The following is an 18,619-nucleotide window of genomic DNA, read 5'->3' on the forward strand; positions in this document are numbered from 1 at the left end:
GTCGCTACTCATGGAAGAAGTACCCCATGGCATTCCGCGCTCCCACTCTGATCGCGCTTGGCGCAGTCACTCTGCTGTCCGGCTGTTCGGCGTTTCGCAACTACGATTCCGAACTGGCCCAGACCAATCAGCAACTGGCCACCGGCAACGTCGACGCCGCCCTGACCCTGCTGGAAAAGAACAACACCGGCCCGGACAAGGACCTGCTCTATTACTTCGAGAAAGGTGAACTGCTGCGCGCCAAGGGCGACCTGTCCGGCAGCCAGAACGCCTGGACCAGCGCCGACCAGGTGGTGGGCAAGTGGGAAGACTCGGTCAAGCTCGACACCGACAAGTACCTGGCCCAGTTCGGCAGTTTCCTGGTCAATGACAAGGTCCGTCGCTACGAAGGCTACGACTACGAAAAAGTCATGTTGACCACGCAGATGGCCCTGAACCTGCTGGCAGTCAACGATTTCGACGGCGCCCGCACCGCGATCAAGAAGACTCACGAACGTGAAGCCGTGATCGCCGACCTGCGTGACAAGGAATACCTCAAGAGCGAAGAGGAAGCCGAGAAAGAAGGCATCAAGACCCAGTACAAAGACCTGCAGGGCTACCCGGTCGCCAGCCTCGACGCGCCGGAAGTGGTCGGTCTGAAGAACAGCTACCAGAGTGCGTTCAGCCACTATCTGGCCGGTTTCGTCTACGAAGCCCTGGATGAAAAAGACCTGGCCGCGCCGGGCTACCGCAAGGCGGCCGAGCTGCGCCCGAACACGCCGCTGCTGGAGCAGGCGCTGATCAACCTCGACAAACCGGTCAAGAGCGATGACAGCGACGTTCTGATCGTGGTGCAAAGCGGTCTGGCACCGGCCCGCGACTCGATCCGCGTGCCGCTGCCGCTGCCGATCTCCAACAACGTGGTGATCACCCCGCTGTCGTTCCCGATCATCAAGCCTGACACCTCGACCGCGACCTTCGCGCAGATCGGTGTCGACGGCCAGCAACTGAACCTGACCGCCCTCAACAGCACCACCGCCATGTCCCGCCGCGCCCTGCGCGATGACATGCCGGGCATCATCGTGCGCACCATGGTGCGTGCAATCACCAAAGGCGTGGCGCAGAAGAAGATCAACGAAACCAACCCGCTGGCGGGTCTGGCCGTGGGTATCTCTTCAGCGGTGCTCGAAGGTGCCGATACCCGTACGTGGCGTACCCTGCCGGACACCACTCAAGTGGTACGTCTGCGCTTGAAGAAAGGTGAACACCAAGTCACCCTGCCGAGCGCTATCGGTGGCTCTCAGATCAAAGTCACCGTCGATCAGCGTTACCAGGTGATCACCCTGCGCGCCGTCGGCAATCAGGTGTTCGCCGCAGGCCTCGCCGCCCACGTGACCCCGAGTGCCGGCACCACTGCCGTAGCCAGCCTCAAACAACCTTAAGAACGGAGTCTTTGCATGCGTTTCAAACTCTTCGCTGTCGCCGCCCTCGCCGCGCTGGCCAGCGGTTGCGCCACCCCGCCACCACCGGAGCCGGGCAGCGCCGCGAGCAAGGTCGTGGCCATGGGCCCGCAGAAACACATCGCGGTCGGCGCCATGCGCGTCGCCCGCGAGAACGGCTTCATGACCGTCAATGTGCAGTTGACCAACACCCTCAACAGCAACAAGACGTTCTACTACCGCTTTGCCTGGCTCGGTGCGGAAGGCTTCCCGATTGCCGAAGAAGAAGTCTGGAAGAGTCAGATGATGTACGGCGCCCAGACCAGCTTCATTCAGGGCATCGCGCCAACGCCGAAAGCCGTGGACTTCCGTCTTGAAATGAAGACGCCTTAAGCCCGACACCCTATTTCCGATTCAGAGAGCATTCCCATGTTTGCACGCTTTTCCTTCATCGCTGTCCTCGCCCTGCTGGCCTCCGGTTGCGCCAACACTTCGCCGACCCTGGGCAGCAAGAACATCAGCTACGGCGACACCAAGGCCGTTGAAACCGTGACCAACGAGTTCGGCTCGACCGACCTGCAGATGATCGCCGAATCGATGACCCGCTCCCTGGCCCAGTCCGGCATTCTTCAGGGCCGCCCGGTGGTTCAGGTCTACGACGTGAAGAACAAGACCAGCGAATACATCGACACCCGCGAAATCACCACCAGCATCAAGACCCAGCTGATGAAATCCGGCACCGCCCGCTTCGCCAGCGACAACACCGCGATGCAGAGCCAGGTCGACCAGCTCAAGCTGCAAAACCAGAGCGGCCTGTACAAGAAAAGCACCGTGGCCAAGACTGGCAACATGATCGCCGCCAAATACCGCCTTGAAGGTTCGATCAGCTCGATCGTCAAGCGCAGCAGCGACTACAAGGACGTCTTCTACAAATTCAGCCTGCAACTGATCGACGTTGAAAGCGGTCTGGCCGAGTGGATGGACGAGAAAGAGATCCGCAAAACCACGGAGCGTTAATCGATGCGCGCATGGATTGGCATGATGGCCCTGGCTTGCGCGTTCAGCGCGCAAGCGGCCCCGAAAGTCGCGGTAACGGATCTGGCGTACCAGGAACGCGTGGAGCAATACATCCACGTCGTTTCGTCGAAGAACAATTACCGCGAGGGCTACTACAGCTCCAGCGGTTCTTCGAGCTACGACGAATTCGAATCCAACACCAGTTACATCGAGCAGGCCGAACTGCGCAAATTCACCGGCGATATCAAGGGTGAAATCCTGCGCACCGGCATGTTCCAGTTGATTCAGGGCACGCCGTACACCGCCTCGTCCAAGGGTGACATCTACGATGTGATCAAGCGGATCAAGGCCGGCAACTTCAAGGGCGCCGACTACGTGCTGTTCGGTACGGTTTCTGACATCGACTTCACCCAGGACATGAACGAGCTGGCCAACACCGACAGCTATTCAGCCGTACTGGGCCTGACGCTGGTGGCGGATTTCAGCCTGATCAACACCAAGACCTACGAAATCACCTCGGCCTTCACGGCCATGGGTGAAGCGCAGGACACCAAACTGGTGAACCACCGCGACATCAAGATCTCGCTGAACCGCCCACGGGTAGTGCGTGATGTCTCGAAGGCGCTGGGTGAAGACGTGGCCGGACAGCTGAGCATGCAGCTCGGCGGTGGCGGTTACGAGCAGCCGCGTGAACCGCAGCAGCGCAACAATCTGCCGCGTGATACGGCGCCAGTGATTCTGCACTGACCGAGCGCCGAAAACGAAAAAGGCGACCTGAAAAGGTCGCCTTTTTTATGCTTGCCCGCTTTACGCGGCGGCTTTGCGCAACGTCGCCATGAACGCCGCCGCGCCGATGAACAGCCCGGCAAACGTACGGTTCATGCGTTTTTGCTGGGTCGGTGTGCGCAGCAGACGCAGCACCTTTGACGCCAGACCGGTGTAGCCGGCCATGACGATCAGGTCGACGCAGATCATGGTCACGCCGATCACCACGTACTGGATCAGCAGCGGTGCGTGAGGATTGATGAACTGCGGCAGCACCGCCAGCATGAACACCAGGGCCTTGGGGTTGCTGATGTTCACCAGAAAGCCACGGAACACCAGCGCCATCGGCCGGCCGATCGGGCGTACGGCCGCGTCATCGCTCATGTCCATCGGCAGTGCGCGCCACTGTTTGACCGCAAGATAAATCAGGTAAGCGACACCAAACCATTTGATCGCATGGAACGCCGTGGCCGAAGCGGTGAGGATTGCGCCGACACCGGCGCCGACGATGGCAATCTGCAGGGCCAGGCCCAGTTGCAGGCCCAGGGCGTTCCAGTAACCGCGCCAGAAACCGTATTGCAGACCGCTGGACATCGACGCAATCGCGCCGGCGCCCGGAGAAAGGCTGATTACCCAACACGCGGCAAAAAACGCCAGCCATGTTTGAAGCTCCATCGCACACCTCGACTCAGACTCGTGACAAACGTCCAAGCTAATGGGATTCAGGCTGGATGACTACCGATTTTTTTCAGGATGTTGCGGCCGCCGACCAACGTGGCCGGCGTCCGATCACTTTTCGAAACCGCTGGAAGGAAACACATCCGACCCGCGCCAGCGCCTTACCGAGCGCTGGAAGAACAGGCTGTTGGGCACCTGCACCATGGCGCTGCCGGTGCCGAGTTCTTCGGCTTCGATCAGCGTGGTGTAGAGCAGATTGATCGCCACCACTCGGCCTTTGACGCCGGGCTTGTCGGTGGTGTCCACCAGCTCCACCACATCGCCCAGACGAAACGGGCCGACGGTGAAGATCAGAATCGCGCAGAGCAGGTTCGACAGCACACTCCACATGGCGAAGAACGCCACGGCCGCCACCGCGACGAAGCCCGACAGTGCGGTCCACAGCACTGTGGCCGACACCCCGAGGCGCTCCAGCACGAAGATCAGCGCACTGCCCATAATCAGCCAGCGCAACCCACCGCGCAGCGGCATCAGCAACTGCGGCGGGAACGGATACTTCTCGCCCAGTCGCGTCAGGAACCGCGCGACAACACGCTGAGCGAAGTACCCCGCCAGCAGGATCAGCAGAATCTGCACGCCCAGCCAGATCGGCTCGATCCACACCGCCGGCAGCGGCAGCTTGAGCGTGTCCATCAGGACAGCGCCTCCAGCTCCGACTGCATGGTTTCCAGGGTTTCCAGCGCCTGCATCCACGCCTCTTCAAGCTCGCCTTCGCGGACTTTCAGCTTGGCCTGTTCGGCCAGCAGGTCGCGCAATTCGTTCTTGCGTGCCGGCTCGTAGAGATCACTGTCGCCGAGGCTGGCATCGACCTTGGCCAGTTTCTCGTGCAGCTTCCCGAGTTCGGCTTCGAGTTTGTCGGCTTCGCGCTTGTGCGGCGCCAGTTGCTGACGCAATGCAGCGGCAGCCTGACGCTGGGCCTTCTTGTCGGTCTTGTCCGGGTTCACCGGCGTGTTACTGACCGGGGCGTTGCGCTGACGGTACTCGACCAGCCAACGGGCGTAGTCTTCGAGATCGCCGTCGAACTCCTCAACCTTGCCGTCCGCGACCAGGAAGAAGTTGTCGGTGGTGCTCTTGAGCAGGTGCCGATCGTGGGAAACCACCAGTACCGCGCCACTGAATTCCTGCAGCGCCATGGTCAGCGCCAGGCGCATTTCCAGGTCCAGGTGGTTGGTCGGTTCGTCGAGCAGCAACAGGTTCGGCCGTTCCCAGGCGATCAACGCCAGGGCCAGACGGGCCTTTTCGCCACCGGAGAAATTCAGCACCGGCTCGTCGATCCGTGCGCCCCGGAAGTCGAAACCACCGAGGAAGTCGCGCAGGGTCTGCTCACGCTCGGTCGGTGCCAGACGTTGCAGATGCAGCAACGGGCTGGCCTTGGCATCCAGCGAATCGAGCTGATGCTGGGCGAAGTAGCCGACCACGGTGTTCTCGCCACGGGTCAGACGCCCGGCCAGCGGCGACAGCTCGCCGGCGAGGTTCTTGATCAGGGTCGATTTCCCCGCGCCGTTGGGGCCGAGCAGACCGATCCGCGCGCCGGGGGTCAGTTGCAGCTTGACCTTCTCCAGCACGGTTTTCTCGCCATAACCCAAACGGGCATCGGACAGGTCGATCAGCGGGCTGGAGATCTTGGTGGACTCGCGGAACACGAAGTCGAACGGCGAATCGACGTGGGCCGCCGACAGCTCTTCCATCCGCTCAAGGGCCTTGATCCGGCTCTGGGCCTGACGGGCCTTGGTGGCCTGGGCCTTGAACCGGGCGATGTAGCTTTCCATGTGCGCACGCTGCGCCTGCTGCTTCTCGTAGGCCTGTTGCTGCTGGGCCAGACGCTCGGCACGGGCGCGCTCGAACGCGGTGTAGCCGCCACGGTAGAGCACCAGCTTGCGCTGATCGACGTGGGCCACGTGATCGACGACTTCATCGAGGAAATCCCGGTCGTGGGAAATCAGCAACAAGGTGCCGGGGTAACTTTTCAGCCACTCTTCGAGCCAGATGATGGCGTCGAGGTCCAGGTGGTTGGTCGGTTCGTCGAGCAGCAGCAAGTCCGATGGGCACATCAAAGCCTGCGCAAGGTTCAGACGCATCCGCCAGCCACCGGAGAAATCTCCTACCTGACGATCCATCTGCTCGTTGGTGAAACCGAGACCGGCCAGCAACTTGCGTGCACGCGCGTCGGCGGTGTAGCCGTCGGCGCTGTCGAGTTCGGCGTGCAGGCGCGCCAGAGCAGCCCCGTCGTGGGCCTCTTCGGCGGCTGCGAGATCACGCTGGACCTCGCGCAGGCGCAGGTCGCCGTCGAGCACGTAGTCGACCGCCAGACGCTCGAGGGTGTCGACCTCCTGGCGCATGTGGGCGATACGCCAGTCGGCCGGCAGCAGGCAGTCGCCCGAATCCGGGTGCAACTCACCGCGGAGCAAGGCGAACAGGCTGGATTTGCCGGCGCCGTTGGCACCGATGAGGCCGGCTTTGTGGCCGGCGTGCAGGGTCAGCTCGGCGTCTTCTAGCAGACGTTGCGGGCCACGCTGTAAAGTCAGGTTCTGAAGTCGGATCATAATGGCGGCGGAGTCTACCAGCTTCGTCCGCAACTGGCGCGAGTAGCACGATGTCCTCTGACCTGTGGAGCTTTGCCCTTGCCGTCTACGCCCGTCCCGGCGTGGAGGATGCCTGCCTGCGCCTGCAATCGGCGGGGGCCAGTGTGTGCCTGATGCTGTGTGGCTTGTGGCTGGAACAACGCGATGCGACCTGCGATGAGGGGCGTGCGCAACACCTTCAGGAATTGACCATCCCTTGGGACAAAGAGGTGGTTCAGCCGCTGCGCGCGATGCGCATGCAGTGGAAAAATCTGGCCGACACCGATCCTGTGCTCAAGGGTATGCGCGAGCAGATCAAGGGGCTGGAGCTGGAGGCGGAGCGCGCGTTGCTGTCGCGACTTGAAGGCGTAGCGCAGGGATGGAAGCGCAATTCGAAGGAATCAAGAGACTGGCTGGAGGTTCTGGCCGGCCCTGCGGCCAACCTGAACCGCGACGCGCTGCAGGTGCTGCGCGTCGCGGCGACCGGCGCTTAGGAAGCGCTGGACGGGTTGCTGGCGACGCTCGACGCCGGCGCCGAGGATGGCGTGGTTGCGGTGGTCGAGGTAGTGGCGGCCGATGCAGGTGCTGTGGTTGCAGCCGGGGTTGCCGGAGCGGCAGGTTTGGCAGCAGGAGCGGTGGCCGGTTTGGTTGCAGCAGGCTTGGCAACGGCTGGTTTTTTCACTGCTGGTTTTGCAGCAGGTTTAGCGGCTGGCTTGGCGGCCGGTTTAGCGGTAGTCGCTGGCTTGGCGGCGGCAGTTGCAGGCTTGGCAGCGGCAGCCGGTTTGGCGGCTGGTTTCGCAGCAGGCTTGGCAGCAGCAGGTTTGGCCGCTGCTTTTACCGCAGGCTTGGCCGCTGGTTTCGCTGCAGCTTTAGCAGCAGGTTTGGCTGCAACCGGTTTGGCAGCGGTTTTGGCCGCAGGCTTGGCAGCAGCCGTTCTGGCCGCTGGTTTTGCAGCCGGTTTAGCGGCGGTTTTGGCGGCTGGTTTAGCGGCCGGTTTGGCAGCTGCGGCTTTTGCCGGAGCGGCTTTTGCAGCAGCGGTTCGCGCAGCAGGTTTGGCAGCGGCTGGTTTTGCTGCAGCCGGCTTGGCGACAGCTGGTTTTGCAGCGGTGGTTTTAGCCGCAGGTTTGGCAGCGCTTGCGGCTGCGGGTTTCTTCGCTGCAGGTTTTGCGGCGGCTTTCACTGGCGCTTTGGCCGGTGCCTTTGCAGCAGGTTTGGCGGCCGCTTTTTTCGCAGGCGCCGCTGCCGGTTTTGCCGAGCGCAGGGACAACGCCTTGCCGACGGCTTCCTGTACACGACCGACACCCTGGGCCAGTTTCAGGCTTTCCTGGGCATCGCGCTTGAGTTGCAGAATGTAGCTGCGGGTGTCGGACTGACGATCCTTCAGCGCATCGAGCAGGTCTTCGAGTTCCTTCACGGCAGCCTTGGCCTTGGTCTGCGCCTTGGCTTTACCGGCTGTGGCTGCGTCCTGCAATTTGGTGCGGGATTTGTGCAGTTTTTCTTGTGCCTTGCCGCGTTGCTTTTCCAGTTTGGCGAGCAGTTTTTCAGCATCAGCCAAGGCTTGGGAGCAAGCGTTTTCCAGATGTTCGAGCAGGCTGCCCGAGAGCTGTTGGAGTAAGTGCAACGGAGTATTTACAGGCTTCTTGGTGGCCGACATGGTTTACCTCCTGGCTGACGTGAGTGCGGCTCATACTAGACCTCTGCTGCTACCGCCGCTAGGGCATGTTGACAGTATCGAATGCACTCGGTTGCAGGCTCGCGAAAAACTTCTGCACATTGCTCAAAGCAGTTCACCGTTGCAGAGCTTCGCGCTGGCATAATCCACCGCAATTCAGGACGGAGAGTGCCCATGTCGCGCTACCTTTTTTTATCCCTCTGCATGATCTTTTCGGCGGTCCAGGCCGACGAAAAAAACACCGCGAACGATGCCCACGATCTGGCCTACAGTCTCGGCGCGAGCCTCGGTGAACGGCTGCGCCAGGAGGTTCCGCAACTGCAGATCCAGGCCTTGATCGAAGGCCTGCAACAGGCCTATCAAGGCAAGCCGCTCGCCCTGAGCGAAGCGCGGATCGAACAGATTCTGGCGGATCACGAATCACAGACGGCGGAGCATGCAGCCATGCCTTCGACTGAAGCGGCGATGGAAAACGAGCGACGCTTTCTCACCGCCGAAAAAGCCAAGCCTGGGGTGAAAGAGTTGTCCGACGGCATCCTGCTTACCGAGCTGGCGCCGGGCAATGGTGCGAAGGCCGGCCCCGACGGAAAGGTGCAGGTGCTGTATATCGGTCGGCTGCCAGATGGCACCGTGTTCGACCAGAACACTCAGCCGCAGTGGTTCAATCTCGACAGCGTGATCGCAGGCTGGCGCACCGCGTTGCAAAACATGCCGGTGGGCGCGAAGTGGCGGTTGGTGATTCCATCGGATCAGGCTTATGGCGCCGACGGTGCCGGCGACTTGATCGCGCCGTTCACACCGCTGGTGTTCGAAGTCGAATTGCGTGGCGCGACCAGTTGATCGCCCAATAAAAAACGGTGCGCTGTTGGCGCACCGTTCTTGTGTCTTGCGGGACCGCTTCAAGCCTGAACCGAATCCTCTTCCTTGTGGGCGGTATGCAGCACTTCGATCAGGCAGTCTTCCAGTTCGAAGCGCTCGTGGAGCAGCCCACCCAGCTCCTTGAATTTTTCGGCAACGCATTTGCCTTCATCGCAAAGATCGTTGAAGGCCAGCAGTTTTTCCGTGATGACATCGATGCGCGGGTAGATCGTCTCGGCCAGTTCCAGGCCGCGCTTGTCGTTGAAGGCCTTGGCCTCGCCCGTCAGTTGTTCGTAGATTTCGAAGTGCCCGGCCGACACGTAATCGACCAGTACGCCGCAGAATTCCTGCAAGGGCTTTCGATCTTCGGACAGTGCCTGAGGTTCTGCGCCCAGCTTGTCGTAGGCAGCGATCAGTTCCTCACGCTCCTGGAGCCAGCGGTCGATCAGCAGATGAACTCCACCCCAACGTTCCTGAGCATTCTGACAACTTTCGAGCATGGCGATCTCTCTTCCCTTGTGGGTCATGCTGCCCTACACCCGTGCCCCTTCTTGTGGCTGTTGCTTTGAGAGGCGTTCAGGCAGAGCGTCATCGAGCAACACAAATCCAATGACACGTGCGGGCCAGATTATGCCCGCACGCCTGTGGCTTCAAGGTACGCAGGAGAGAAAGTTCATACAAGTGTTTAATCCCTGACCAGCCCCCGGTGCGACGCTTCGCCGCTGAGCGGTCGCTGCAGAGCGCTCCAGGCCAGTCGCAGCAATTGGTAAACCGCAAGGATCGACATGGCGACGAAGAACAGCAGGCTCCACTCGGGAACGCTCAGATCGAACAACGTCCAGGACATTTGCGAGCAATCTTCGCTGTCAGTGAACATCCGCGCCAGGGCGCAAAGCCATGGCAGGTGGCTGAACAGTTCCTCGGTGCCGGGCGCGCACTGTGCCAGATGATGCAGTGCGTCGCTTTGCAGGAGCACCTGCCGCCATGCAGCCATGGTTGCGCCGAGACTGGCCGCCAGCGCACCGGACCAGTACAGCGAAAGGCCGAAGCGCCCTGGCCCATGCACCGCTGCCACACCACAGCAGGTGGTGAGAATGCTCAGGAAAAGCCGTTGCACCAGGCACAGGCTGCACGGCACGAGACCCACCACGTACTCGAGGTAATAGGAAGCTCCCAGCGCCAGTGTTCCCGCCGTGAAAGCCATAAAAAACAGGGAGCGTGAGCAGGTCAACGACATGGGTTATCCGTAACAGTAAAGACAGGCAGTTACGGTAGAGGAAAGGGCCTCGGCCTTTCAAGGCAGGTCACTGGCGACACTTCACCAGAGATGTAGGGAAATCCCGACAGACGCGAGAGGAAAGGATGTAGGCCTCTGTAGGACTCTGCCTCAGAAGTGAAATAGCGGTAACTATTCAGTCAAGGATATGGGCGAGGGAGCGCACCCCCTCGTCCATTCAGGCGTGAGCCTGCACCGGCAAAGGCGCGGCCAGCAGGCGCTCGTCCAACAATCCCAGACCTTCCTGGAACAGCTGGTTGCTGCGCTCGGTATCGCCGAGCCGGGCCAGCAGCCGAGCCAGCTCCGCACAGGCTTCCGGATTGCGCTGGGTGCGCAGGCTGCTTTCCAGATAGTCCCTCGCCTTGCCCCACAGACTGGCTTGCAGGCACAGTCGGCCGAGCGTCAGCAGCAGGCTCGGGTCGGCGGGATGATCCTTGAGCCAGCCCTCGGCCACCTGCAATTGACGCGCCGGATCACTGCCGCGCACCAGGCCATAGAGGCGCGCCAGGTGGCTGTCGTACTTGCGCTTGAGGGCGCCGCGCAACACCTCTTCCGCCTCGACCTGAGCACCGAGCTGACGCAGTTGCTCGGCGTAGGCCAGTACCAGCGGCGACTCCTGGCGCTGTGACGAAGTCAGTTGCTGCCAGGCACGGTTGAGCGATTGCAGACCGACCGCGCCATCTTCTTCGCGATGTGCCGCCAGCGACAGGTTCTCTCCCCAGGCGCGACGTTCCAGCTCGGCCAGTTCGGCAGGCGGCAGGACTTTGTCCTTGCGCAGCTCGGGCAGCATGCGGATCACCGCCGACCAGTCACCGCGCTGCTGATGCAGACGCTGCAACTGACGCAGAGTCTGGACGTTGTGCGGATGACGCTCGCGCATGGCCTGCAAGGTCACCAGCGCACCTTCGGTATCGCCACGGTCGGTTTGCAGTTGCGCATGACTCAAGGCAATCGCCAGTTCAGCCTGAGGCTGACGTTCGAGCGCGCGCTCCAGCAGACGATCACTTTCCTCGTAATTGCCTTGCTCGTTGGCAGCACGGGCGGCACCGAGGTAATACAGCAACGGTTGGCGCTCGGCCTCGGCAGCCCGATAAAGGTGACGCTGGGCGCTGGCCCAGCGACCTTCGGCCAGGTCCAGTTGACCGTGCTCGATCGCCACTTGCACACGACGGCTGCGGTTGCGGCGCGACCATGGATTGACCACGCCACCGGAAGTCAGCACCAGCTCGACCAGCGCCTTGATGCCCCAGATCAGCAGCCAGAGCACCGCCACCAGCGCCAACGTCGCCCACAGGCTCGACTCATAGCGGAAGCTTTTGTAGGCCACCAATACGTAACCGGAATGCTCGGCAATCGCCAGACCAAGGGCCGCCGTCGCAGCGATCACCAGAAACACGATGACGTACAGACGCTTCATGGCGTGGCCTCCTGCGCGGTGGCGGCAGGTTTGGCGAAGGGTTTCACCGAGTCTTCAGCGTTGACGTTACGGCGCTCAAGATAGGCCTGCACGGCGCTGAGGGTGCCCGCCAGATCCGGCGTAACAACCGTGACCGGCTGCTTGCTCAACTCCGCGACCTGCTCAAGCATGATTTTGCTCTGCGGGTTGTCCGGGTTGAAATTACCCTTGAGCACGTCCCGCGCTTCAGTCAGTGCCTGGGTGTAGACAGCTGCCTGACTGTTGAGCGCCGCCCATTGCGCCTGTTCCAGAGAGAGACTCAGGGCCAGGCGTACCTGGCTCAGGCTCTGCCCGGCGAGCAGCGGCCGCACGTTCTTGTCGGCATTGAAATCGATGCGGATGTAGCGCGAGATCTGATCCCACCACTGCGACCAGCGACTGGCACCGTCGCCATCGGAGGTCAGGCCCAGCAGCGAATCGCCGCGATCCTTGTACTCGGGCGCCAGTTCGGTGAGCCCGATGACCTGATCACGCAGTGCGCCCAGCTTCAGGAACAGACCGGTACGATCGGGCTGCTCGGTACTGCGCAACGCCACCAGGGTTTTCGCCACTTGTTCACGCGCGGCAAACGAACCCGGATCGTTTTGCTCCTTCAGAATATCGTCGGCCCCCTGCACCAGAGCCTGAGCGCTGCTGATGTCCTGCAAGGCAGAAAGTCGCAGGCTGGCCAGTCGCAGCAGATGCTCGGCCTCGGCCAGACGCCAGTCCTTGCGACTTGCCCCAAGGACGGTTTCCAGACGCTGATTGAGGCGCTGCTGATCGCCCTGCAGTTGCGTCACCAGACGCTGGCGCTCGGCGAGCTCGTCAGCGCCCGGCAGTTGTCCGAGACGTTCGGTCAGACGCTGCTCGTTGAGCTTCAGGTTCTGGGCCTGATCATTCAACGCCTGCACCTGACTCAATTGCTCCTGCGTGTTGGCTTGCAGGTGTCGCACCTGCCAGACACCCCAGCCACCCACCGCAACACCGGCGGCGCCGAGCAGCAGCGCGACAATGGCCAATCCGTTGCCTCGGCGCGGTTCAGCGGCCGGTGGCGGTGCATCAACCGGTGCATCGATCACAGGTTGAACGTCATCTTTAGGCAAGGCTGTTTCGCTCACGTATCCATCCTTTGCATTAGAGAACGGGCACGGGATGCTCCCGTAACGCCGTCAGCAAGGCCGCGGCACTGGCGCCGCGACAATCCACAACTGTTCGGGCCCCGGCGGCACGTGCCTGCTCGGCGACCCTTGGGCTTGGAACAAACAACGGCATCTGCGCAAGCGACGGCCATGTATCACCGGCCAACTGACGCAGGTGCTCAAAACCCTGTCCACTGCTGACCACCAGCCCGTTCAGGCGTTCCGCCGCAATCCGTCGGGGCAGTTCCCGCGGCGGATAGTCCGGCAGGTCACGGCGGTACAGTTCCAGATACTCGACACTAGCACCAAGCGCGCGCAGGCGCTCGGCCAGCAGCTCGCGACCACCCTCTCCGCGCAGGATCAACACCTGTGCGCCGGGCCGTTCAACGACCTCGAGCAGACGCGGCAATTGCAGCAAGGCTTCACTGTCATCGCCCTCGTCCGGGCAATGCGCATCGAGACCCCGATCCCGAAGAGTCTGCGCCGTCGCTGCGCCAACGCTGAACCAGGGCATGGCCGGCACGGCATCAATCAATTGCCCAGCGATGCGCGCCGCCGGCTTGCTGACCACGATCACCGCGCTAAAGCGCGACAATCCGGCAAAGGTCTGGCGCATTGTGTCAGAGACCGGCAGCGGCGCGATTTCCAAAAGCGGCAGGCAGCTGCTGAAAATCCCCTGCCCGGCCAGTACCTCGGCCAGCGCCTCGCAATCGTCAGCGGGGCGCGTCAGCAGCAGGCGCCAGGTCGTCACTCGTGACCTGCCTCGCCGTAGACAGCCTTGAGAATGTCGTCGGCACCCTGGCGCAGCAAATCTTCAGCCACCTGCACACCCAGCGCTTCAGCGTCAGAGCGCGGCGCCCGGGCTTCGGCACTCAACAGCTTGCCGCCGCTCGGCTCGCCGACCAGGCCACGCAGCCACAATTGCTCGCCTTCGAGCACGGCGTAGCAGGCGATCGGCACCTGGCAACCGCCATTCAAGTGTTTGTTGAGGGCACGTTCGGCGCTCACACGGTCAGCTGTATCGGCGTGATGCAAAGGCGCGAGCAAGGCGTGGATTTCAGCATCGGCGCTGCGGCATTCAATACCGACGGCGCCCTGGCCACCGGCCGGCAGGCTGTCGTCGACGCTGATCGCCGAGGTGATGCGGTCTTCGAAACCGAGGCGAATCAGACCGGCCGCCGCGAGGATGATCGCGTCGTACTCGCCGGCATCGAGCTTGGCCAGGCGGGTGTTGACGTTGCCGCGCAGGAAGCGGATTTCCAGGTCGGGACGACGGGTCAGCAACTGTGCCTGGCGACGCAGGCTGGACGTGCCGACGATGCTGCCGGCCGGCAACGCATCAAGGCTGGAAAAAGTATTGGAGACAAACGCATCGCGCGGGTCTTCGCGTTCGCAGATGCAGAACAGGCCGAGGCCTTCGGGGAAGTCCATCGGCACGTCTTTCATCGAATGGACGGCGATGTCGGCTTCATTTTCCAGCAGCGCGGATTCCAGTTCCTTGACGAACAGGCCCTTGCCACCGATTTTCGATAACGGCGAATCAAGCAGCTTGTCGCCGCGACTGACCATGGGCACCAGCGTCACCAGCAGGCCCGGGTGGGCTGCTTCCAGACGGGCTTTGACGTATTCGGCCTGCCAGAGGGCCAGTGCACTTTTGCGGGTGGCGATGCGGATTTCGCGAGAGGACATGGATCAATCCGTACTGAATAGATACGGCGGATAATAACAGCTCAGCCAAATCCACTTTGACCTGAATCAGAAACGGCGTGGCCTCCCTGGCCGGCATTGCCTGGTGAAGAGAATGGAAAGCCGCCCGACGCCCTCGGGCTAAAGCCCTTGCATCATTTTGCGTACGCCCGCCACATGGCGGCGGCTGACGATCAGCGCGTCACCGTTCAGGCCCTTGAGGAACAACTGGAAGTGGCCCAGCGGGGTGCGTTGCAGACGCTCGATGCGGTCGCGGGCGACCAGGGCATTGCGGTGGATCCGCACGAATCGCTCGCCGAACTCGTCTTCCAGCGCCTTGAGCGGCTCGTCCAGCAGCACTTCACCGGCTTCATGACGCAGGGTCACGTACTTGTGATCGGCAATGAAATACACCACCTGATCCAGCGGGATCAGTTCGATGCCTTTGCGAGTGCGGGCGCTGATATGACTGCGCGGACCATTGCCGCTTTCGGCGGCGGGACGGGTCAGGGCCGATAGCTGAGCCCGATTCGGACGTTCGGCCCTTTTAAGGGCTTCCTGCAGATGTTCGGTTCTCACGGGTTTCACCACATGGCCCACGGCGCTGGCCTGCAGGGCCTCCAAGGGAAATTCATCGATACCGGAGCAGAACACCACGGCGGGCGGGGTTTCGCGTTCGCACAGCCGGGCAGCCACTTGCAGGCCGTCGAGGCCCGGCATGCGGATATCGAGCAGCACGATATCCGGCTTGTGGCTGTCGATCAGTGCCAACGCCTCTTCGCCATTGGTGGCGCTGGGCTCCAGGACTGTGTAGCCCTCGAGCTCGCTCACCATTCGGGCGAGGCGCTCGCGGGCCAGTGGTTCGTCATCAACGATCAGGACATTCATATTGCGCTGGATTCCTGCGTGAGTCTCGCACAAGGATAGCGTAGACAAGTGGAGTGACGTCCGTCACCGCGATCCACGCTAAGACTAGCGCGAGCGCCAAAAAGTGCCGTACGTCGGCCGGCAATATTTGCCGACACCCGGGACGCACCACTCGAAGCTCGCGTCTGTCTGCGTTTTACGCAGGGTATGCCGATGGTCAAAACACCCACCCCTCTCTTCTTATAGTCGGCGGCCAGACCTTTGCACGATCCACAGTCGCGCCGACCCTTAGTCCTACTGTAGACGCTCGCCGGGCCGATATTGCTCAATCGGAAAATATCCTTGCGCAAATCCCCCGGAACCGGCGGCGACTATGAACGCAGAGATGAGAAAAAAACGTATCGACCAGTGTCAACGACAGGATTGGCAACCCTGTTATTATCCGCGCCAGCGTTTCACGCCTTCTTTCTTCAAGCCGATACGAGCGAATTCATGAGCACTGACAAGACCAATCAGTCCTGGGGCGGCCGCTTCAGTGAACCCGTCGACGCCTTCGTCGCCCGCTTCACCGCCTCCGTCACTTTCGACCAGCGCCTGTATCGCCACGACATCATGGGCTCGATCGCCCACGCCACCATGCTGGCCAAGGTCGGTGTGCTGACGGATGCCGAGCGCGACAGCATCATCGATGGCCTGAAGACCATCCAGGGCGAAATCGAGGCCGGCCAGTTCGACTGGCGCGTGGACCTCGAAGACGTGCACATGAACATCGAAGCACGCCTGACCGACCGCATCGGCATCACCGGCAAGAAGCTGCACACCGGCCGCAGCCGCAACGACCAGGTCGCCACCGACATCCGCCTGTGGCTGCGCGACGAGATCGACCTGATCCTGGCCGAGATCACCCGCCTGCAAAAAGGCCTGCTGGAGCAGGCCGAGCGCGAGGCCGCGAGCATCATGCCGGGCTTCACCCACCTGCAGACCGCCCAGCCTGTGACCTTCGGTCACCACATGCTGGCCTGGTTCGAAATGCTCAGCCGCGACTACGAGCGCCTGGTCGACTGCCGCAAGCGCACCAACCGCATGCCGCTGGGCAGCGCCGCGCTGGCCGGCACCACCTACCCGATTGACCGCGAATACACCGCACAACTGCTGGGCTTCGACGCTGTCGGCGGCAACTCGCTGGACAACGTGTCCGATCGCGACTTCGCCATCGAATTCTGCTCGGCCGCGAGCATCGCGATGATGCACCTGTCGCGCTTCTCCGAAGAGCTGGTGCTGTGGACCAGCGCGCAGTTCCAGTTCATCGATCTGCCGGACCGCTTCTGCACCGGCAGCTCGATCATGCCGCAAAAGAAGAACCCGGACGTGCCGGAGCTGGTGCGTGGCAAGACCGGCCGCGTGTTCGGCGCCCTGATGGGCCTGTTGACCCTGATGAAAGGCCAGCCGCTGGCCTACAACAAGGACAACCAGGAAGACAAGGAACCGCTGTTCGACGCCGCCGACACCCTGCGCGACTCGCTGCGTGCCTTTGCCGACATGATCCCGGCGATCAAACCGAAACACGCGATCATGCGTGAAGCGGCGCTGCGCGGTTTCTCCACCGCCACTGACCTGGCCGACTACCTGGTGCGCCGTGGCCTGCCGTTCCGTGACTGCCACGAAATCGTCGGCCACGCCGTGAAGTACGGCGTCGACACCGGCAAGGATCTGGCGGAGATGAGCCTGGAAGAGCTGCGTCAGTTCAGCGACCAGATCGAGCAGGACGTGTTTGCCGTACTGACCCTGGAAGGCTCGGTGAATGCCCGTGACCACATCGGCGGCACTGCCCCGGCGCAGGTCAAGGCTGCCGTGGCTCGCGGTCAGGCGCTGATCGCCAGCCGCTAAAAGCATCGCGGGCAAGTCGAATCATCGACTTGCCCGCGAATTTGCTTCAGAACAAATTTCTACTTTTTGGCCGCGATCATCGCCAAAAACGTCGGCATCGCCGCTTCCTTGTCCGCTGCAATCTTCTGCACATGCGGATTCTGCTCAAGTCGCTCCAGCAGTGCCTTGGCCTTCGGCATCTCCGCCAGCAAATCCAGACCGAACAGTTTGTGCCCCACCGCAGCCGCCAGCGGCACGCTGTAGAGGAAGTACAGATCAGCGATGCTCAGGCTGTCGCCCGCCACATACGGGGCGAACTTGCCGTGGCGTCCCAGCGCCGCAAAACCCAGCAGCAATTCAGACTTGGTCTTCTCCTTGATCGCCTCCGGCAACGCCGCGCCGAAAAACGCTTCGCCGTAACAGGCACGGGCCGGCAGCTCGATATACAGCTCGATTTCCTTGGCCACCGCCAGCACCTGGGCGCGCGCGAACGGCTCGGCCGGCAGCAGCGGAACACCCGTCCGGGTGCTTTCGAGGTATTCGAGCATCACCATCGTTTCGTTGATGTAGCCGCCTTCGGCCCCCAGCACCGGCACCTTGCCGCGCGGGCTGATGGCCAGAGACTCCGGCGTTGGCGTCGGGTAGAAGGTGACTTCCTCGAACGGCAGGCCCTTTTCCAGCAGCGCCAGTTTGACCATGTTGTAGTAGTTGCTGACTGAGAATCCGTAGAGCTTGAACATCACATAGCCTCCAGGCCGTGCGGGGTGGGCAGTGCCTGTTTATAGATCGCTCCGGGGAATCCCGCCAGCAGCATCACGCCGCTGAATGCGGGTAAACTGGCGCCTTTCCTTGAGGAGCCTGCCATGAGCGAGCCGACAGACATCGATAACAACGAAGAAGAGTTCACCGAGAGCACTTTGATCGAAGCCATCGAAAACCAGATCGAAAGCGACAACCCGCCCGCAGCCAAGGCAACGTTCAACAAACTGACCCTGGTCGGTTACGAGCGCGAAGACATCCTGAACCTGATGGCCCACGTGCTGGCTTACGAAATCGACGCCATGCTCGATGACGACCGCGCGTTCAATACCGAATGGTACGAAGCGGCCCTTCGCGCATTGCCCGAGCTGCCACCGGAAAAGGCTTAACCGGGCAGCCCGATGTGGGAGCAGCTCTGCTCCCACACAATTTGTCACCCATCTCTGCGGCCTTCTCCCGGCCCCTGACTACACTGGAATCCACCCCCGAGACAAAAACCCCGACGCACACTGGACAGGCCGCGCCGGCAGGTTCACCTTAGGGGCGCTGTCGTCCAATTCCT

The 18,619-nt window shown here is 62.0% G+C and carries 20 protein-coding genes and 1 pseudogene; 8 read left to right on the forward strand and 13 right to left on the reverse strand.

Annotated elements, in window-relative coordinates; genetic code table 11:
- Nucleotides 1-26 precede the first annotated feature (26 nt).
- The 4 genes from IF189_RS27405 to IF189_RS27420 are packed head-to-tail and all read left to right on the forward strand — an operon-like array spanning nt 27 to nt 3,182.
- Entirely contained in the window at nt 27-1,421 is a 1,395-nt protein-coding gene (locus IF189_RS27405) for a COG3014 family protein (RefSeq protein WP_192552537.1), read from the forward strand.
- A 15-nt stretch (nt 1,422-1,436) separates the two neighbouring features.
- A complete protein-coding gene (locus IF189_RS27410; RefSeq protein WP_192552538.1) occupies nt 1,437-1,811 on the forward strand; it encodes a YcfL family protein in 375 nt (124 codons plus the stop codon).
- Between the two features lie 36 nt (nt 1,812-1,847).
- Nucleotides 1,848-2,435, forward strand: coding sequence for a penicillin-binding protein activator LpoB (gene lpoB / locus IF189_RS27415; RefSeq protein WP_007951848.1), 588 nt, complete (start codon nt 1,848-1,850; stop codon nt 2,433-2,435).
- A gap of 3 nt (nt 2,436-2,438) precedes the next feature.
- Nucleotides 2,439-3,182: a penicillin-binding protein activator LpoB gene (locus tag IF189_RS27420; protein WP_192552539.1), complete on the forward strand. Its 744-nt coding sequence runs from the start codon at nt 2,439-2,441 to the stop codon at nt 3,180-3,182.
- A gap of 60 nt (nt 3,183-3,242) precedes the next feature.
- On the opposite strand, the gene IF189_RS27425 is transcribed toward IF189_RS27420, so the two are convergent.
- From IF189_RS27425 to IF189_RS27435, 3 genes are all read right to left on the reverse strand, one after another.
- Entirely contained in the window at nt 3,243-3,875 is a 633-nt protein-coding gene (locus IF189_RS27425) for a LysE family transporter (RefSeq protein WP_192552540.1), read from the reverse strand.
- A gap of 114 nt (nt 3,876-3,989) precedes the next feature.
- On the reverse strand, nt 3,990-4,571 hold the full coding sequence (locus IF189_RS27430; RefSeq protein ID WP_134828478.1) for a mechanosensitive ion channel family protein: 582 nt from the start codon (nt 4,569-4,571) through the stop codon (nt 3,990-3,992).
- Complete coding sequence (locus IF189_RS27435) at nt 4,571-6,481, reverse strand: ATP-binding cassette domain-containing protein (RefSeq protein ID WP_114886258.1); 1,911 nt, start codon at nt 6,479-6,481, stop codon at nt 4,571-4,573. Before IF189_RS27435 ends, IF189_RS27430 begins: the two co-directional genes overlap by 1 nt.
- 50 nt (nt 6,482-6,531) lie before the next feature.
- Here IF189_RS27435 and IF189_RS27440 point away from each other — a divergent pair, with 50 nt between their 5' ends.
- Nucleotides 6,532-6,993: a TIGR02444 family protein gene (locus IF189_RS27440; RefSeq protein WP_192552541.1), complete on the forward strand. Its 462-nt coding sequence runs from the start codon at nt 6,532-6,534 to the stop codon at nt 6,991-6,993.
- Here the strand turns inward: IF189_RS27440 and IF189_RS27445 are convergent.
- Nucleotides 6,990-8,153, reverse strand: coding sequence for an AlgP family protein (locus IF189_RS27445; protein ID WP_192552542.1), 1,164 nt, complete (start codon nt 8,151-8,153; stop codon nt 6,990-6,992). The two genes, IF189_RS27440 and IF189_RS27445, sit on opposite strands and share 4 nt — an antisense overlap.
- Nucleotides 8,154-8,345: 192 nt before the next feature.
- Here IF189_RS27445 and IF189_RS27450 point away from each other — a divergent pair, with 192 nt between their 5' ends.
- Nucleotides 8,346-9,011, forward strand: coding sequence for an FKBP-type peptidyl-prolyl cis-trans isomerase (locus IF189_RS27450; protein WP_085708940.1), 666 nt, complete (start codon nt 8,346-8,348; stop codon nt 9,009-9,011).
- 59 nt (nt 9,012-9,070) lie between these two features.
- Here the strand turns inward: IF189_RS27450 and rsd are convergent, their stop codons facing one another.
- The 8 genes and pseudogenes from rsd to IF189_RS29260 all read right to left on the reverse strand — a co-directional run.
- Nucleotides 9,071-9,529, reverse strand: coding sequence for a sigma D regulator (gene rsd / locus IF189_RS27455; RefSeq protein WP_119426767.1), 459 nt, complete (start codon nt 9,527-9,529; stop codon nt 9,071-9,073).
- Nucleotides 9,530-9,714: 185 nt separating this feature from the next.
- A complete protein-coding gene (locus tag IF189_RS27460) occupies nt 9,715-10,266 on the reverse strand; it encodes a disulfide bond formation protein B (protein WP_134828481.1) in 552 nt (183 codons plus the stop codon).
- Nucleotides 10,267-10,483: 217 nt separating this feature from the next.
- Nucleotides 10,484-11,722, reverse strand: coding sequence for a heme biosynthesis protein HemY (locus IF189_RS27465; RefSeq protein WP_134828482.1), 1,239 nt, complete (start codon nt 11,720-11,722; stop codon nt 10,484-10,486).
- Nucleotides 11,719-12,858 carry a uroporphyrinogen-III C-methyltransferase gene (locus IF189_RS27470; RefSeq protein ID WP_192552543.1) on the reverse strand — a complete coding sequence of 380 codons (1,140 nt, stop codon included), beginning with the start codon at nt 12,856-12,858 and terminating at the stop codon, nt 11,719-11,721. Before IF189_RS27470 ends, IF189_RS27465 begins: the two co-directional genes overlap by 4 nt.
- 16 nt (nt 12,859-12,874) lie before the next feature.
- Nucleotides 12,875-13,630: a uroporphyrinogen-III synthase gene (locus IF189_RS27475; protein ID WP_192552544.1), complete on the reverse strand. Its 756-nt coding sequence runs from the start codon at nt 13,628-13,630 to the stop codon at nt 12,875-12,877.
- Complete coding sequence (hemC, locus tag IF189_RS27480; RefSeq protein ID WP_192552545.1) at nt 13,627-14,568, reverse strand: hydroxymethylbilane synthase; 942 nt, start codon at nt 14,566-14,568, stop codon at nt 13,627-13,629. The genes IF189_RS27475 and hemC overlap by 4 nt, the downstream gene beginning before the upstream one ends.
- Before the next feature lie 138 nt (nt 14,569-14,706).
- The gene (locus IF189_RS27485) at nt 14,707-15,453 is read right to left on the reverse strand and encodes a LytR/AlgR family response regulator transcription factor (protein WP_085708933.1); all 747 of its coding nucleotides are present in this window, start codon (nt 15,451-15,453) and stop codon (nt 14,707-14,709) included.
- Nucleotides 15,450-15,581: pseudogene (locus IF189_RS29260) on the reverse strand (sensor histidine kinase); the annotation flags it as partial. The gene IF189_RS27485 and the pseudogene IF189_RS29260, both read right to left, overlap by 4 nt.
- 343 nt (nt 15,582-15,924) lie before the next feature.
- On the opposite strand from IF189_RS29260, the gene argH reads away from it, so the two are divergent.
- Entirely contained in the window at nt 15,925-17,319 is a 1,395-nt protein-coding gene (gene argH / locus IF189_RS27490; RefSeq protein WP_103368168.1) for an argininosuccinate lyase, read from the forward strand.
- Nucleotides 17,320-17,378: 59 nt separating this feature from the next.
- On the opposite strand, the gene IF189_RS27495 is transcribed toward argH, so the two are convergent.
- On the reverse strand, nt 17,379-18,038 hold the full coding sequence (locus IF189_RS27495) for a glutathione S-transferase family protein (protein ID WP_134828486.1): 660 nt from the start codon (nt 18,036-18,038) through the stop codon (nt 17,379-17,381).
- A gap of 123 nt (nt 18,039-18,161) precedes the next feature.
- Between IF189_RS27495 and IF189_RS27500 the strand changes: the two genes are divergently transcribed.
- On the forward strand, nt 18,162-18,446 hold the full coding sequence (locus tag IF189_RS27500) for a hypothetical protein (protein ID WP_192552546.1): 285 nt from the start codon (nt 18,162-18,164) through the stop codon (nt 18,444-18,446).
- Nucleotides 18,447-18,619 lie beyond the last annotated feature (173 nt).

The organism is Pseudomonas sp. IzPS59, from assembly GCF_014863505.1.
In the GTDB taxonomy this organism is placed as follows: Bacteria; Pseudomonadota; Gammaproteobacteria; order Pseudomonadales; family Pseudomonadaceae; genus Aquipseudomonas; species Aquipseudomonas kribbensis.

Coding starts and splice junctions, on each gene's coding strand:
- IF189_RS27405 (WP_192552537.1), top strand. CDS start 27: ATGGCATTCCGCGCTCCCACTCTGATCGCGCTTGGCGCAGTCACTCTG.
- IF189_RS27410 (WP_192552538.1), top strand. CDS start 1,437: ATGCGTTTCAAACTCTTCGCTGTCGCCGCCCTCGCCGCGCTGGCCAGC.
- lpoB (WP_007951848.1), top strand. CDS start 1,848: ATGTTTGCACGCTTTTCCTTCATCGCTGTCCTCGCCCTGCTGGCCTCC.
- IF189_RS27420 (WP_192552539.1), top strand. CDS start 2,439: ATGCGCGCATGGATTGGCATGATGGCCCTGGCTTGCGCGTTCAGCGCG.
- IF189_RS27425 (WP_192552540.1), bottom strand. CDS start 3,875: ATGGAGCTTCAAACATGGCTGGCGTTTTTTGCCGCGTGTTGGGTAATC.
- IF189_RS27430 (WP_134828478.1), bottom strand. CDS start 4,571: ATGGACACGCTCAAGCTGCCGCTGCCGGCGGTGTGGATCGAGCCGATC.
- IF189_RS27435 (WP_114886258.1), bottom strand. CDS start 6,481: ATGATCCGACTTCAGAACCTGACTTTACAGCGTGGCCCGCAACGTCTG.
- IF189_RS27440 (WP_192552541.1), top strand. CDS start 6,532: ATGTCCTCTGACCTGTGGAGCTTTGCCCTTGCCGTCTACGCCCGTCCC.
- IF189_RS27445 (WP_192552542.1), bottom strand. CDS start 8,153: ATGTCGGCCACCAAGAAGCCTGTAAATACTCCGTTGCACTTACTCCAA.
- IF189_RS27450 (WP_085708940.1), top strand. CDS start 8,346: ATGTCGCGCTACCTTTTTTTATCCCTCTGCATGATCTTTTCGGCGGTC.
- rsd (WP_119426767.1), bottom strand. CDS start 9,529: ATGCTCGAAAGTTGTCAGAATGCTCAGGAACGTTGGGGTGGAGTTCAT.
- IF189_RS27460 (WP_134828481.1), bottom strand. CDS start 10,266: ATGTCGTTGACCTGCTCACGCTCCCTGTTTTTTATGGCTTTCACGGCG.
- IF189_RS27465 (WP_134828482.1), bottom strand. CDS start 11,722: ATGAAGCGTCTGTACGTCATCGTGTTTCTGGTGATCGCTGCGACGGCG.
- hemC (WP_192552545.1), bottom strand. CDS start 14,568: ATGTCCTCTCGCGAAATCCGCATCGCCACCCGCAAAAGTGCACTGGCC.
- IF189_RS27485 (WP_085708933.1), bottom strand. CDS start 15,453: ATGAATGTCCTGATCGTTGATGACGAACCACTGGCCCGCGAGCGCCTC.
- argH (WP_103368168.1), top strand. CDS start 15,925: ATGAGCACTGACAAGACCAATCAGTCCTGGGGCGGCCGCTTCAGTGAA.
- IF189_RS27495 (WP_134828486.1), bottom strand. CDS start 18,038: ATGTTCAAGCTCTACGGATTCTCAGTCAGCAACTACTACAACATGGTC.
- IF189_RS27500 (WP_192552546.1), top strand. CDS start 18,162: ATGAGCGAGCCGACAGACATCGATAACAACGAAGAAGAGTTCACCGAG.